Origin of the sequence: Serratia sp. KG1D (genome assembly GCF_037150675.1) — a bacterium.
In the GTDB taxonomy this organism is placed as follows: domain Bacteria; phylum Pseudomonadota; class Gammaproteobacteria; order Enterobacterales; family Enterobacteriaceae; genus Serratia; species Serratia nematodiphila.
The window spans coordinates 276,812-290,614 of sequence record NZ_JBAGIH010000004.1 but is presented as its reverse complement, the minus strand read 5'-3'; the positions used below and the strand labels follow the sequence as shown (position 1 = coordinate 290,614).

Here is a 13,803-nt window from a genome sequence, read left to right as displayed (position 1 = left end):
TCCCCAGTCGCTTACTCAAGTAAGCGACTGGGGTGCGCGGCTGCATCAAACAAGCGGAGCATTCGTTTCCGGCAACAGCGCGCCGCCGTCCACCACCAGCGTCTGGCCGGTGATATAGGCCGCCGCCGGCGAGGCGAGAAACACCATCGCCGCGGCGATGTCTTCCGGTTCCCCCAGCCGCCCGAGCGGCACCGCGGCGGCGATCGCCTGATTCACCTGCGCGTCGCCCAGGTTGGCCATCGCCGGCGTGCGGATCATCCCCGGCTCCACGCCGTTGACGCGAATGTTCTCCGCCGCCAGCTCCAGCGCCGCCGCACGAATAAACCCGTTCACCCCGGCCTTGGAAGCGGCGTAGTGCGCCAGCCCCGGGTAGGCCACCCGCGGGCCGGTCACCGACGAGGTCACCAGCAGGCTGCCGCCGCCGGCGCGGCGCATCCACGGCAGCGCCGCCTGCGCCAGAAAGAACGGCGCCATCAGATTGACGCTCAGCGTGCGTTGCAGCAGGGCCGCGTCGATGGCGGCGAACGGCGTCAGCGGAAAGTAAGCTGCGTTGTGGATCACCACGTCCAGCCGTTGATGCCGCTCACCCACCATCGCCACCAACTCGGCGACCGGCCCCGGCTCGGCCAGATCGCAAGCCAGCGCCTGCACGCTCAGCCCTTCGTCCCGCAGCATTTGCGCCGCCGCCTGCGCCTGCGGCAGCTGCACGTCCGCGATCGTCACCTCGGCGCCCAGCCGGGCGAAGGCGCTGACGATCGCCAGCCCGATGCCCTGCGCGCCGCCGGTCACCAGCACCGCCTGCCCGGCGAAGGCGTCGGCCGCATAGGTTGCGCTCATCGGCCTATCCTCGCGGGTGGCGCGTGGTGTTCAGCACCTGCGCGTGGGCGCCCACCGCAAAGTTGCTCAGCGCGCTGAAATCGCTGCCCTGATAACCGAGGATCTTGCCGTCGGTGCGCATGCCCTGCAGATCGATCATCACCACGCCCAGCGTCGGAATGATCTTCTCGCGCCAGACGAACAGATAAAGCTGCTCCGCCACCTTCACGTAGTGGCAGCGATCGACGTCCGCCAACCCCTTCTCCACCCCGTCCAGACACTGCCAGGCGTAGAAGTTGTCGTTCAGGTAGATGTGCTCGTAGCGCTCGGTCGGGCTGTAGGTGTACATGTTGCGCATGCCGATCAGCTCATCGGTAAAGCCCGGCGGCGCCGCGTCGGCGTCATCCAGCGTGCCGAAGCGGAATTCGGCCTCGACCGCGGTCAGCGGCAGCCCCTGCTCCACCCGGCTAAAGGCGTCGAGCCGCGCCTGCGCTTCGTCCGGCAGCTGGCCGTATACCGCGGTAAAGTTGCCCTGATTGCGGTCGCATACCAGCGTAATGCTGGCGTTGGCGCGGGCGGGATCGAGAAAATCGATGAACAGCACGCCGGGGCGAATGCTGGTGGCGCGATAGGCGATACCGCGCCGCTCCCCCCACTCCAGCGTCTGCGCGTCGCTGAACCGGCAACGTTGCGTCGCGCCGTCGCTGAAACGCAGCGTCAGCGTGGTGCCCGCCAGACCGTGCTGGCGTTCCAGCGTATTGCTGTGCGGCGCAAAGCCTTCCGCCAGCGCGCCAACCTGAATGAATACCGCTTCTGAACTCATGGAAATGCTCCTTACAGGGAAGTGAAAGCCAATGTCGGCACATCGACGATGGTAGAGCCGCCGTCGGCCACCAGCGCAGCGCCGGTAATGATTGAAGCCTCGCTGGAACAGAGGAAACGACAGATACGGGCGATTTCCTCGGCGCTGGCCGGCCGCCGCAGCGGCACGTCACGGCAGACCATCTGGTAGGCCTGCTCCAGCGAGATCTGATGGGCGTCCATCAGCAGCTGCATCTCTTCGTCCGCCATCGGCGTGGTCACCCAGCCGGGGCACACCGCGTTGGCGCGCACGCCCAGCGGGCCATAGTCGCGGGCGATGGAGCGCATCAGCCCGATCAGCGCGTGCTTGGCAGTGACATAACCGCAGACCTCCGGCCCGGCGGCCAGCGAGGCGATCGAGGCGACGAACAGCAGATTGCCGCCGCTCTTGATCAGCTCCGGCAGGCAGGCGCGCGCGCTGGCGAAAGCGCTGTTGAGGTTGCTGTCCATCGCCCCTTGCCACTGCTCGTCGGTCATCTCGGTAATGCGCTTGAAGCCCATGCCACCGGCGCTGCCGATCAGGCAGTCGATGCGCCCGGCGTCGCGCAGAATGGCCGGCAACAACGTGTGGGCCCAGCTCTCGCCGCTGGCGGCGTCGCCCACCAGCGCCTGCGCGCCGATCTCATGCGCCAGCGCCGCCAGCGGTTCCGGGCGGCGGCCAATGATGAACACCCGATCGCCCTGCGCCGCCAGCAGACGGGCGCAGGCGGCGCCGACGCCGGTGCCGCCGCCGGTAATCACAACCACTCTATTCATGATTCAGCTTCTCCATCAGTTGGCCGATCATCAGCAGGCTGCTCAACAGCAGCCGCCGCTGTTCGGCGTCCAGCCGCAGATAGCGGCGGCCGGCCGGCAAACGGCTGACCACCTCCGACGCGGCGAAATGCTCGATATCCACCTGCCAGCGCCCGTCGTTCACCGTCAGCCGCACGCGGCGAAAATCCAGCTGCGCCAGCGTCTCGCCGATCTGCGGGTAGCGCAGCAGGCCAGCCAGCACCCGCTGCGCGGCCGCATGGCGCTGGCGCAGCAGATAGCGCACGCCGCGCCGCCGCAGCCAGCCGCCGGTCACCACGTCCAGCGTCAGCGGGGGCTGCGCTGCGCACGCGCCCTGTAACCGAAAGCGGTGGCTGACGATATGCGCCATAAACAGCCCCTGCACCTGTTCGCTGACCTCGATCTGCGGCCCCTGCGGCAGCGTCAGCCGCAGCAGGCCCGGCGCCAGGCGTTCGCACGCGTAGGGTTCCAGGTTGCGCGCCAGACGATCCAGCGCGGCGCCCGGCCGATAGCCCGACGGCGCTCGCCGCCAGGCGCGATTAAGTGAGGGAAGTAAGCCGATCAAACTGCGCCTCCTCGTTTTCGCCCTTGGCGAACGCGTTCTCCAGCACCTGCTCGACCGGCACCGGCTTGAACGGATTCACTTTCTGCACGCACAGCGTCCAGAACAGCGCATAGGCGGCGGTCAGGCCGATCATCCAGCCGAAGGGAATGTAGACGTCGCGCGGGTTCATCCCCGGCGGCGTGATGTAGACGATGGCCAGCACGATGCCGACGCTGGAGACGATCTGCGGCAGCGGGAACCACGGCGATTTATAGGCGCGCGGCAGATCGGGGCGGCGCAGGCGCAGGATCACCACCGAGCAGGTCACCAGCAGGTAGGCCACGCCCCAGGCGCACACCGCCGCCAGCACCAGCGGAATGATCCTATCGAGGTTGCCCTGAATGGCGAAGGCATGTACGCAGGGGATCAAGACCGCCACCAGAATGCCGACCACCGGCGTCTTAAAGCGCGGATGCAGATAGGCGAACATGCGCGGCAGCGCGCCATCCAGCGCCATGCCGTACAGAATGCGCGGCACCGCCGCCATCAGCGTATTGATGGTCGCCGCGCCCGCCAGCAGCAGGCCGACGCCCAGCCAGTATTTGCCGAACTGGCCCATCACCTGGCCGGCGAACGCCGGGATGGCCATCGGCGTTTCCAGCAGACGCGTGCCGCTGGCGGCGTCGATCACCACGTTTTCCACCTGGTGGCTGAGCGCCGCGCCGTACAGCGCCATGCACACCGCCACGCCGCACAGCCCGAGCGCCATCGCCCGCGGGATCACCCGATCGCAGCGTTTGATCTCCGGCGCCATCGGCGTCACCAGCTCACAGCCGACGAACATGAACATCGCCATGCCGATCAGGCTGAATACCGCGAAGGGATCGTTCAGATCGAGCGTGCTGCCGAACCAGCCCTCGAGCGGCACCGCATGCGGCGACAGCAGCCCGACGATGCCGAAAATCACCAGCGTGCTCCACATGGCGAAGGTCAGCACGATCTCCGCCTTGCCGAAGGCCTCGATGCCGAACGCGTTGAGCAGGCCGAACACGACGACCAGCCCGACGCCAACCATCCAGGAGGCGTTATGGCTTTCCATCAGGGTGTTGAGATGCTCGAAGTTCACCAGCGCCATGATGCCGGAGAGAATGGTCTCGGCGGTGCCGGCGAAGATGTGCACGATCAGGTAGGCCGACAGCGCGCCGGTGATGGCGAAAAAGCGCCCCATGCCGCAGGAGATGTAGTCGTAAACCGAACCGGAGGTCGGCAGCAGCGCCGCCGCTTCGGAGAAGGTGGTGAGCTGCGCCTGCATCATGACGAAAGCGATCAGCATCGCCAGCGCAAAGGTGTCGCCGCCGATGCCGAAGCCGCTGGTGACCGTCAGGATCACCGGGCTGGCCATGATCACCCCGACCGAACTGGCCAAGGTGGTGGGAAAGCCGACCTTGCCTCGAGCCAGGTGGGCGTGCAACCGCGACGACAGGTTCATGGTTATTTCCTCTTATAGTTTTGGCCTGATGCATGCAGGTGCTTGCAGGTTTTTCACCGCCAGCGGCGGTCATCTCACTATAGAGAGGAAAGGAAAATGCTGACTATCGTCCTTAAGGACGAGACGCTTTCAACCTGCGGCGGCGCTCACGGCGGCGCGCCACTGCATCGCCCCCTGCGGACTGCGCGGATAGGCGAGCAGCGGCGCCAGCAGCGCGGAAAAGAAGGCGTAATAGCCGGCGCACAACCGGTTGTAGCGATCTTCGCCCACATGCGCCGGGCAGCCGCCCTGGCAGACGCTTTTCACGCTGCAGCGTTGGCACTCGCGACGCAGGCTTTTGTTCCTGCCGAACGGCATCTCCGCCGCCCTTGCCGCCAGGGTGGCGAGCGGCGTCTGCCGATCGGCATGGCCGAGCAGGTGCTGCGCATTGATCAGATGATCGCAGGCGTAAAGCCGCCCGTCCGGCTCCATCACCAGATTGCCGCCGCAGCGTTCGGCGTGCACGCAGCTGGGGCTGACGTGGGTGAAATACTGCGCGTAGACCTGTTCGATGTTCATCACAAACACCTGACCGACGTGCCCGCGGCTGCGCCAGCGGCGGTACACCGCCAGCATGAAACGCCCCCAGTTGGCGGCGCTCAGCCCATAGCCGGCGGCGGGCGCATCCCCTTCCAGCATCAGCGGCTGAAACTGCAGATAGCGCGCCCCGATCGCCACCGCATGATCGTAGATCGCCTCGGCGCGATCCGCGACGCCGTCGTGCACCACCATCAGCAGGTTGAAGTCGATCTGATGGCGCTGCAGCAGCGCGATGCCGCGCAGCGCGGCGTCATAGCTGGCGCCGCCGCGCTTGTCCGGCCGATGGGCGTCCTGCACCTCGCGATCGCCGTCCAGGCTGACGCCGATGATAAATTGATGCTGCCGGAACAGCCGGCACCAGGCATCGTTCAGCAGGGTGCCGTTGGTCTGCAGGCTGTTGCTGATCCGCACGCCCGGCGGCGCGTAGCGGCGCTGCAACGCCAGCGCCCGCTTGTAAAAACCGATCCCCGCCAGCAGCGGCTCACCGCCCTGCCAGACGAAGTTGATCTCGCGGCTGTAGCGCGGCTGGGCGGCGATGTAGCCGCGGATAAACTCCGCCAGCAGGTCGTCGTCCATCTTGCGCGTCCGCTCTTGCTGGCGCTGCGGATAGTAGCAATAGCGGCAGCCCAGGTTGCAACCGGCGCCGATCGGCTTCACCAGCAAATGAAAAGGCGCCGCCGCGCGCGGTTCGCTCTCTACCGGGATCTGCTGCGCGCGCAGCTGGGCCAGGTTCATGGCGCCGCCTGCGGCAACGGTTTGTGGGTCTGCGGATCCAGGCCGATGTAGTCGCCGGTGCTGGCGTCGACGCCGAGATAGTCGATCGCTGCACCTTTGGCTTCAATAACCATGCTCTGCTGCGCAAAGCGGCGATACGCCTCGCTCAGCCGTTTGACCCGTTCCGGGTCGGCGGCGGCCAGATCGCGCGTTTCCAGCGGATCGTCATGCAGGTTGAACAGCCCCCACGGCGCCATCTGCGCCGTCGGCCCGGCCTTCACCAACCGCCGCAGCTTCCAGATGCCGTCTACATAGGCGGCCTGGTTATGCAGCTCCACGCCGTAGGTCGCGCGCGGCACACCGTCGGCCTCGCCGCTGAAATAGCGCTTGAAGCTGACGCCGACCATCGGCAGCGTCGGTTTGGCCTTCAGCGGTTTGCTGGCGTCGATGCCGGCATAGTCATACAGCGTCGGCGCGATGTCATACACCGCCATCGGCGTGCGATCGATGCCGCCGCGGCCCTTCAACCCCGGCGCGGAGATGATGAAATCGGTGTTGATACCGCCCTGCGCGCTGGTGGTTTTGTGGTAGTTGGCGTATGGCGCGTTGCTGACGTTGGCCCAGTGCGGCCCGTAGGAGATGAACGATCCCTTGCGGCCGAGGTTGGCGTAGCTGTTGTCGAACTGCCGCCAATACTCCGGCTTCGAGCCGTAGTAGAAGCCGCTGGCCGGGTTGGCGCCGTTGTCGGTGGCGAACACGATCACCGTATTTTGGTCGCGGCCGGTCTGCTTCAGGGTGTTCAACACCGCGCCGACCTGATCGTCCATGTAAGCGATCATCGCCGCGTACACCTGCATGGTCTTGGCTTCATATTTTTGCTGTTCCGGCGTCAGCGCGTTCCAAGCCTTATCCAGCGCCAGCGTCGGCATCGGCGTGCGATCGGAAATCAATCCCAGCGCCTTCAGGCGCTGAATGCGCCGCTGATAGGCCTGCTGGTAACCGGCGTCGTATTTGCCGTCGAATTTGGCGATCCAGTCATCCGGCGCCTGCAGCGGATCGTGCGGCGCGGTAAACGCCAGATAGGCGAAGACGGGTTTATTCTGCGGAGTATCACGGATCCACTGTTCCAGCTGATCGGCATAGGCCTTGCTGGAATAGAAATCTTTGGGCAACGACACGCGCTTGCCATTCAGGGTGTAGAAGGTATGGAACGCCTCCACGGTGCCCAGCGGTTTCGCGTCGTCGAAATGGCTGGTGCCGCCGCCCATAAAGGCGAAGGCGCGCTCAAAGCCGCGATCGGTCGGTTTGGCGCCATCAACATAGCCCAGGTGCCATTTGCCCGCCATCATGGTGGCGTAACCCGCGTCGCGAAAACGCTCCGGCAGCGTGATCACGCGGTCGGTCAGGCGCATTTCATACCCCGGCTGCGCGGCGGTGCTCTCATACCACCACATGCCGCCCATGCCGGCCTGCTGATTGGTGTTGCCGGTCATCAACATCGAACGCGCCGGCGCCGACATCGGCGAGGTGTAGTACTGGCTCATGCGCACGCCCCGTTCGGCCAGCGCCTGCAGGTTGGGCGTCGGTATCTCGCCGCCGAACGGGCTGATGTCGGAGTAGCCCATGTCGTCCACCAGAATGATCAGCACATTGGGGCGATCGGCGTCCGCCCCCTGAGCCAGGCCCGATAAGGCGCCGCTCAACGCCACCGCCAACGTTTTTTTCTGCATCGTCCGTCCCCTGTATGGTCATGCGGACTGAACAACCCGACGCCTCAGCCCGAGAAAGGTCATCATTTTTTCGTCTTATACGTTTGGCGCCGCCTGGCGCTATCTTCAATTCGCAGTGTAGAAAGCGGCGGAAAAGCCTGGCTATCGTTCTTAAGAACGAGGGACGGCGACGACAGCGGCGGCTGTAGCACGCGCGGGGCGGCGAAAGCTTCACCCGAGCAAGCATTGAAAAGCGCTGTAAATTCAGCGGGAAAAGCGGTGAATTATTTCATTAACCTATTAATGAAAATCGCGATAAATCCGAACGAAAAAGCCCTGACTAACGCAGTGTCATCTTGTTATTTATGTGTTTTATTGCAATCGGCCTCACGTTGTTAATATGTTTTTATTGTGTTGCCAAATTGCTACAACTATGCTTGTATCGTTCATATATTGACCGCCAACCTTCTCCAGATTGAACGATAAAGGGAGGAACACGAATCATGCACAGCACCGCATCCGATGCCTTTATCAACAGCTGTTTGGCGACCATTACGCACCTGATCCCGGTGTCTGCCGGGGTGTTTTATCTGGTCGATCGCGACCTGCGGCCGGATCACTACATCCTGCACGGCATGCCCGATAAAACGCATCAGCAGTACCTGAACCACTTCCAGCAAATTGACCCGCTGCAGCCGGCCAATTTCCACCGGCAAGACATCACCATGGTCGGCATGAGCCCGGCGGCGATCGCCGGCAACCGCCGCTATTACCACGACTTTATGCTGCCGAACGACATGCGCGACATGACGGAGATTTTTATTCGCCAGCGTAAGCGCATCGTTGCCGGGGTGTCGCTGATCCGCGATACGCCGTTTACCGAAGTGGAGCGCGGCCGCCTGCGCGCGGTGCTGCCGCTGATCGAGCTGGCGACGCGCGATCTGCTGCCCGACAGCGAGGCGCAGCTGCTGACCGCCAAAGAACAAGAGATCGTCAACATGGTGCGCGAAGGCGCCAGCAATAAGCGCATCGCCCTGAAGCTGGGCATTTCGCTGTCTACGGTGAAAACCCATATGCGCAATATTTTCGCCAAAACCGACGTGGTGAACCGCACCGAACTGGTCGCCGGCGGTTTTCTCGCTCACGGTTAACGCCCGATAACGGCCGCCGCTGCCGACGGCCGGAAAATAACGCCAGAACGTATTCGCCATTTATGGCGCGGCTTCCCCCTGCCCGCAATCGGGCCGGGCGGGATATTTCATCGTCACTCAACGCTTGGGGAAAAGGTTTATGTCCAGTGATTCGGTTTCCGCGCCCGCCGTCGGCGCGGCGCTCCCCTGCCCGCCGCGGCTGCTGACCGCCATTATCGTCTTCGCCGCCATCGCGCCGGGCATTCTGATGACCGCCCCCGCCGTGGCCGCCCAGCTCGCGACTCAGTGGCAGCTCGGCCCGGCGCAGATCGGCCACCTGTTCTCCACCGAACTCGGCGCCATGAGCCTGGCCACGCTGCCGGCGTGGTGGTGGATCGGGCGCATCAACTGGCGGCGGGTCGCTACGCTGTCGGCGCTGGTGTTTATCGCCGGCAACCTGGCTTCGGCGCTGGCGCAGGATTTCACCCTGCTGCTGCCGCTGCGCTTTATCGCCTCGCTGGCGGGCGGCACCCTGATGATCCTGTGCATCACCTGCGCCGCCGGCACCGCCAATCCCAGCCGGGTGTATGCCTTCTGGGTGCTCGGCCAGCTGGTGCTGGGCGCGGTCGGGCTGCTGGTGCTGCCGCCGCTGTTCGCGCACTTCGGTCTGATGGCGGTCTACCTGACTTTGGCGGCCATCATGCTGTGCTGCCTGCCGCTCATCCCGGCGTTTCCCAGCGGTTTCACCGCCGCCCGCGCCGCCCGCAGCGGCCCCGCCGCCTCGCTGGCGCGCAAGCTGTGCGCCGTGCTGGCGGTGCTGACCTTTTACATCAGCCTGAGCGCGGTCTGGACCTTTATCGGCGGCATCGCCGCCGGCGCCGGGCTGTCGCCGGCCCACAGCGGCCAGGTGCTGGCCGTCGCCACCTTGCTCGGCATCGTCGGCGCCGGCGCCGCGGCGCTGATCGGCGCGCGCTTCAGCGGCGGGCGCCTGATCGTGCTGGGGTACGCCCTGCTGCTGGCCAGCGTGGCGCTGCTGACAGGCCAACCCCTGCTGCTGCGCTTCGCCCTGGCGGCCCTGCTGTTCAAATTCACCTGGACCTTCGTGCTGCCATTCATTCTGGCGCGGGTCGCCGGGCTGGATAACGACGGCAAGCTGATGAACGGCATCAACCTGGTGATCGGCGGCGGCATGGCCATCGGCCCGACGCTGGCCGGCTCTTTAATCGAATATTCCGGCGGTTTCAACGCCTTGCTGTTCGGCGCGCTGGGCTGCGCGCTGTTGTCGCTGCTGTTGATTTCGCTGGCTTCACCGCGCGCACCGCGCCGTATAACAGGAGGAGAAAGGTGAAAAGAACAACCGGTTTCTTGTTTGATGAACGCTGTTTCTGGCACAGCACCGGCCTGCACGCCACCACCCTGCCGGTCGGCGGCTGGGTGCAACCGCCTTCCGGCGCCGGCCACGCCGAATCGCCGGAAACCAAGCGGCGCATGAAGAACCTGATGGACGTGTCCGGCCTGTCGCGCCAACTCACCCTGCTGAGCGCCGAACCGGCGACGGAAGAAGACCTGCTGCGCATCCATCCCGCCCACTACCTGCAGCGCTTCAAACAGGTGAGCGACAGCGGCGGCGGCCTGCTGGGGGAGGAAGCGCCGCTGGGGCCGGGCAGCTATGAAATCGCCAAACTCTCCGCCGGGCTGGCCTGCGCGGCGGTGGAGGCGGTGCTGCAGGGCGAGCTGGATAACGCCTATGCGCTGTCACGCCCGCCGGGCCACCACTGCCTGCCGGATCAATCGATGGGCTTCTGCTTCCTGGCCAATATTCCCATCGCCATCGAGCGCTCCAAGGCTCGCTACGGCCTGGGCAAGGTGGCGGTGCTCGACTGGGACGTGCACCACGGCAACGGCACCCAGCATATCTATTGGCAGCGCGGCGACGTGCTGACGCTGTCGCTGCATCAGGACGGCTGCTTCCCGGCGGGCTATTCCGGCGAACAGGATCGCGGTGAAGGCGCCGGGGCAGGCTGCAATGTCAACGTGCCGATGCTGGCCGGCGCCGGCGACGACGGCTACCTGCACGCGATGCGGCGCATCATTATCCCGGCGCTGGAAAAATTCGAGCCGGAGCTGATCATCGTCGCCTGCGGCTACGATGCCAACGCGCTCGATCCGCTGGCGCGCATGCAGCTGCACAGCGACAGCTTCCGCGCCATGACCGCGCTGGTGCAAGACGCCGCCGACCGGCTGTGCGGCGGCAAGCTGGTGATGGTGCATGAAGGCGGCTACGCCGAATCCTACGTGCCGTTCTGCGGGCTGGCGGTGATGGAGCAACTGAGCGGCGTGCGCACGGAAGTGCAGGATCCGCTGCTAGAGTTCATCCAGCAACAGCAGCCGCGCGACGCCTTCAATCGCTTCCAGCGCGAAGCGCTCGACGAACTGGCGCGCCAGTTCGGCCTGTAATCCCCTCTCTGCGGGCGCCGCATCCGGCGCCCCTGACAAGCTCGCCGCCAGCCGCTACGCTGAAGGGCAACCCTACCATCATGAGAACAATAACATGTCCGAACAAACCGTCAGCTTTATCAAAGGCCGCCACGGCGACATCGCCGTGCACGACTGGGGAAACGACAAGCCGCGCTATCTGGCGCTGCTGGTGCACGGCTACGGCGAGCATCTCGGCCGCTATCAATACGTGGCGCGCACGCTGCAGGCACAGGGGGCGCGGGTATTCGGCCCCGATCATCTGGGCCACGGCCTGTCGCAGGGCGAGCGCGTGCTGATCGAGGATTATGACGCCGTGGTCGACGACGTTCAGCGCGTGGTCGAGCATCTTCGCCAACAGTATCCGACGCTGCCGCTGGTGGTGATCGGCCATTCGATGGGCGGCATGATCGCCACCCGCTACGTGCAGCGTTATGGTGAGGAGGTGCGCGCATTGGTGCTGTCCGGCCCGCTGCTCGGCGACAGAACGGCGATTTCCGATCTGGCCGAGTTGCCGACGATCCCCGACGCGCCGCTGGATACCGCCACCCTGGCGCGCGATCCGGCGGTTGGCGCGGCGTATCAGGAAGATCCGCTGGTGTGGCACGGGCCGTTCAAACGCCCCACTCTGCGCGCCATGCAACGGATCCTCGCCGCCATCAACGCCGGGCCGGGGTTCGGCGCGCTGCCTACGCTGTGGATCCACGGCGACGACGATCGGCTGGTACTGATGAGCGAAACGCAAACCGCGCTCGATCGTCTGCAGGGCGACGATTTCGAACGGATGATCAACACGGGCGGGCGGCACGAGAGCTTTAACGAAACCAATAAGGATCAGATCCTCAAGCGGGTAACCGACTTTATTGCGCGGGCATTAGGCTAAGGCGCTCCCCCTCGGCATTCAGCCTGCTGAGGGGGGCATGACGGCGTCAGCCCTCGACGATGGCGAGGTAGTGTTTGACGAAGCGATCCGAGGTGATGTCCCAACGCACCGGAGTGCCTTTCTCGACGAACCAGGAATCGCCGGCCTGATAGTGCACCGACTCGCCGGTGCGTTCGTTGGTCAGGGTGGCGCTGCCTTCCCACACCGTGGCGTGCTCGGCGAACGGGTACTCCATCACGAAGCTGCCGCGGGTGCAGCTGAACACGCCGCAGTTCAGGTTGTCGGTCGGTTCGCCGAAGATGCTGGCCACGCCGACGTTTGGCGTGCCGGCGATCACCGTGGCGCCCAGGTTGCTGACGCTGCCGATCTCCAGCAGTTCCGGCAGCGGTTGTTTAAGCAGTAACGGTTTCATGTCATTCTCCTCTGAGGGTTAACGGCGGCCTTTCCAGTAGCCGGATGTCTGGTGCCAAACCTTACCGGCGGTGGTCATCACCCGCCGCAGCTTGTCCTTGCCGAAGATGTTGACATGCGGGATCGAGCTCATCAGATCGTAGCGATCGGATCCTTCGCTCATGCCCTCCGCCAGCACCTTGCACACGATGTGGCTCGGCGTCACGCCGAAGCCGGAGTAGCCCTGCACGTAAAACACGTTGTCGCGATCCGGCAGCGTGCCGATCTGCGGGAACAGGTTGGCGCTGCAGCACAGCGGGCCGCCCCAGGCCAGATCGATCTTCACGTCTTTCAGGTACGGGAACACCTTCAGCATCAGGTTGCGGTTCCAGGCCTTGAGATCCGACGGGAAATATTCGATCAGGCGGGTAGCGCTGCCGAACAGCAGCCGGTTTTCGTTGGTCACCCGGTAATAGTCGATCACCGGGCGAATGTCGCTGTAGGCGCCGCGGATCGGGCTGATCTGACGGATCAGATCGTCAGACAGCGGCTCGGTGGCCAGCTGGAAGGCGTAGGTGTTGATGGTCTTGCGGTAGATCTGCGGTTCCATGCCGTTGAGGAAGCCGTTGCAGGCCCACAGCATCTTGTTGGCGCGCACCGAGCCCATGGCGGTGCGCACCGTGATGCGCGGTCCGTATTCCACGTTGAGCACGCTGCTGTTCTCGAAGATTTTCACCCCGTAGCCGCTCAGCGCCTTGGCCTCGCCCAGCAGCAGGTTGAGCGAATGCACGTGGCCGCCGCCCATGTGTTTCAGCGCGCAGGTGTAGGCGTCGGAACCCACCACCTGCTTCACCTCCGCACCGGTGTAAAGCTCGATCTCCTCCTCCGGCGCCACCGCCCTGAACTCCTTCAGCCAACCGCGCAGGGTCTTCTCCTGACGCGCGTTGCTGCCGAGATAGCCGTAGCCGAAGCAGAAGTCGGCGTCGATGTCATATTTCTTGATGCGCTCGCGGATAATGCCGGCGCCGAGGTTGCTGATCTTGAAGATGGTTTCCAGCCCGGCCGGGCCGACGTGGCGTTTGATCTTCTCCAGATCGTGGCCGATGCCGGCCATCACCTGGCCGCCGTTGCGTCCGGTGCCGCCGTAGCCCAGATAGCGGCCTTCGAGGATGGCGATGTTGGTGATGCCCTTCTCCGCCAGCTCCAGCGCGGTGTTGATGCCGGAGAAGCCGCCGCCGATGATCACCACGTCAACGTCCAGATCCTCTTCCAGCGTCGGGAAGCGCAGATCGTATTTTTTGGTCGCCGCGTAGTAGGTTAAGGACTCGATTTCGTTGTTCACTGCCGCACTCCCGATTGCCTATGCCATGACATCGGATTATCGGGAGGCGGCAGCCGTGCCGCTATGTCCCCTTAGGGACATTCGCTACAAAAAATTA

13 protein-coding genes are annotated in these 13,803 nt (G+C 64.7%); 4 read left to right on the top strand and 9 right to left on the bottom strand.

The features are described 5' to 3' along the window. Nucleotides 1-45: 45 nt before the first annotated feature. From WFM45_RS19470 to WFM45_RS19440, 7 genes are all read right to left on the bottom strand, one after another. The gene (locus WFM45_RS19470; protein ID WP_242141308.1) at nucleotides 46-837 is read right to left on the bottom strand and encodes an SDR family oxidoreductase; all 792 of its coding nucleotides are present in this window, start codon (nucleotides 835-837) and stop codon (nucleotides 46-48) included. Between the two features lie 4 nt (nucleotides 838-841). Continuing rightward, nucleotides 842-1,639, bottom strand: coding sequence for a molybdenum cofactor biosynthesis F family protein (locus WFM45_RS19465; protein WP_085337473.1), 798 nt, complete (start codon nucleotides 1,637-1,639; stop codon nucleotides 842-844). Between the two features lie 11 nt (nucleotides 1,640-1,650). Continuing rightward, complete coding sequence (locus tag WFM45_RS19460) at nucleotides 1,651-2,433, bottom strand: SDR family NAD(P)-dependent oxidoreductase (RefSeq protein ID WP_033631717.1); 783 nt, start codon at nucleotides 2,431-2,433, stop codon at nucleotides 1,651-1,653. Then, nucleotides 2,426-3,016 carry a DUF3156 family protein gene (locus WFM45_RS19455; RefSeq protein WP_021505405.1) on the bottom strand — a complete coding sequence of 197 codons (591 nt, stop codon included), beginning with the start codon at nucleotides 3,014-3,016 and terminating at the stop codon, nucleotides 2,426-2,428. Before WFM45_RS19455 ends, WFM45_RS19460 begins: the two co-directional genes overlap by 8 nt. After that, the gene (locus tag WFM45_RS19450) at nucleotides 2,991-4,484 is read right to left on the bottom strand and encodes an APC family permease (protein WP_082997226.1); all 1,494 of its coding nucleotides are present in this window, start codon (nucleotides 4,482-4,484) and stop codon (nucleotides 2,991-2,993) included. Before WFM45_RS19450 ends, WFM45_RS19455 begins: the two co-directional genes overlap by 26 nt. A 129-nt stretch (nucleotides 4,485-4,613) precedes the next feature. Continuing rightward, complete coding sequence (locus tag WFM45_RS19445) at nucleotides 4,614-5,798, bottom strand: anaerobic sulfatase maturase (protein WP_336956945.1); 1,185 nt, start codon at nucleotides 5,796-5,798, stop codon at nucleotides 4,614-4,616. Further along, nucleotides 5,795-7,507 (bottom strand): arylsulfatase, encoded by a 1,713-nt coding sequence (locus WFM45_RS19440; RefSeq protein WP_274851535.1) that lies wholly within the window; start codon nucleotides 7,505-7,507, stop codon nucleotides 5,795-5,797. Before WFM45_RS19440 ends, WFM45_RS19445 begins: the two co-directional genes overlap by 4 nt. A gap of 482 nt (nucleotides 7,508-7,989) precedes the next feature. Here WFM45_RS19440 and WFM45_RS19435 point away from each other — a divergent pair, with 482 nt between their 5' ends. From WFM45_RS19435 to WFM45_RS19420, 4 genes are all read left to right on the top strand, one after another. Continuing rightward, on the top strand, nucleotides 7,990-8,637 hold the full coding sequence (locus tag WFM45_RS19435; protein ID WP_004933198.1) for a helix-turn-helix transcriptional regulator: 648 nt from the start codon (nucleotides 7,990-7,992) through the stop codon (nucleotides 8,635-8,637). Between the two features lie 139 nt (nucleotides 8,638-8,776). Further along, nucleotides 8,777-9,964 carry an MFS transporter gene (locus WFM45_RS19430; RefSeq protein ID WP_336956940.1) on the top strand — a complete coding sequence of 396 codons (1,188 nt, stop codon included), beginning with the start codon at nucleotides 8,777-8,779 and terminating at the stop codon, nucleotides 9,962-9,964. After that, nucleotides 9,961-11,073 (top strand): class II histone deacetylase, encoded by a 1,113-nt coding sequence (locus WFM45_RS19425; RefSeq protein WP_336956938.1) that lies wholly within the window; start codon nucleotides 9,961-9,963, stop codon nucleotides 11,071-11,073. The genes WFM45_RS19430 and WFM45_RS19425 overlap by 4 nt, the downstream gene beginning before the upstream one ends. 94 nt (nucleotides 11,074-11,167) lie before the next feature. Then, the gene (locus WFM45_RS19420) at nucleotides 11,168-11,974 is read left to right on the top strand and encodes an alpha/beta hydrolase (RefSeq protein ID WP_033631711.1); all 807 of its coding nucleotides are present in this window, start codon (nucleotides 11,168-11,170) and stop codon (nucleotides 11,972-11,974) included. A gap of 46 nt (nucleotides 11,975-12,020) precedes the next feature. Here WFM45_RS19420 and WFM45_RS19415 read toward each other — a convergent pair whose 3' ends face one another. Both WFM45_RS19415 and WFM45_RS19410 read right to left on the bottom strand, forming a co-directional pair. Continuing rightward, nucleotides 12,021-12,386, bottom strand: coding sequence for a cupin domain-containing protein (locus WFM45_RS19415; RefSeq protein WP_004933207.1), 366 nt, complete (start codon nucleotides 12,384-12,386; stop codon nucleotides 12,021-12,023). An 18-nt stretch (nucleotides 12,387-12,404) separates the two neighbouring features. Beyond that, a complete protein-coding gene (locus WFM45_RS19410; protein WP_015376516.1) occupies nucleotides 12,405-13,706 on the bottom strand; it encodes an NAD(P)/FAD-dependent oxidoreductase in 1,302 nt (433 codons plus the stop codon). Nucleotides 13,707-13,803 lie beyond the last annotated feature (97 nt).

Coding starts and splice junctions, on each gene's coding strand:
- WFM45_RS19440 (WP_274851535.1), bottom strand. CDS start 7,507: ATGCAGAAAAAAACGTTGGCGGTGGCGTTGAGCGGCGCCTTATCGGGC.
- WFM45_RS19420 (WP_033631711.1), top strand. CDS start 11,168: ATGTCCGAACAAACCGTCAGCTTTATCAAAGGCCGCCACGGCGACATC.
- WFM45_RS19465 (WP_085337473.1), bottom strand. CDS start 1,639: ATGAGTTCAGAAGCGGTATTCATTCAGGTTGGCGCGCTGGCGGAAGGC.
- WFM45_RS19460 (WP_033631717.1), bottom strand. CDS start 2,433: ATGAATAGAGTGGTTGTGATTACCGGCGGCGGCACCGGCGTCGGCGCC.
- WFM45_RS19415 (WP_004933207.1), bottom strand. CDS start 12,386: ATGAAACCGTTACTGCTTAAACAACCGCTGCCGGAACTGCTGGAGATC.
- WFM45_RS19435 (WP_004933198.1), top strand. CDS start 7,990: ATGCACAGCACCGCATCCGATGCCTTTATCAACAGCTGTTTGGCGACC.
- WFM45_RS19430 (WP_336956940.1), top strand. CDS start 8,777: ATGTCCAGTGATTCGGTTTCCGCGCCCGCCGTCGGCGCGGCGCTCCCC.
- WFM45_RS19445 (WP_336956945.1), bottom strand. CDS start 5,798: ATGAACCTGGCCCAGCTGCGCGCGCAGCAGATCCCGGTAGAGAGCGAA.
- WFM45_RS19470 (WP_242141308.1), bottom strand. CDS start 837: ATGAGCGCAACCTATGCGGCCGACGCCTTCGCCGGGCAGGCGGTGCTG.
- WFM45_RS19450 (WP_082997226.1), bottom strand. CDS start 4,484: ATGAACCTGTCGTCGCGGTTGCACGCCCACCTGGCTCGAGGCAAGGTC.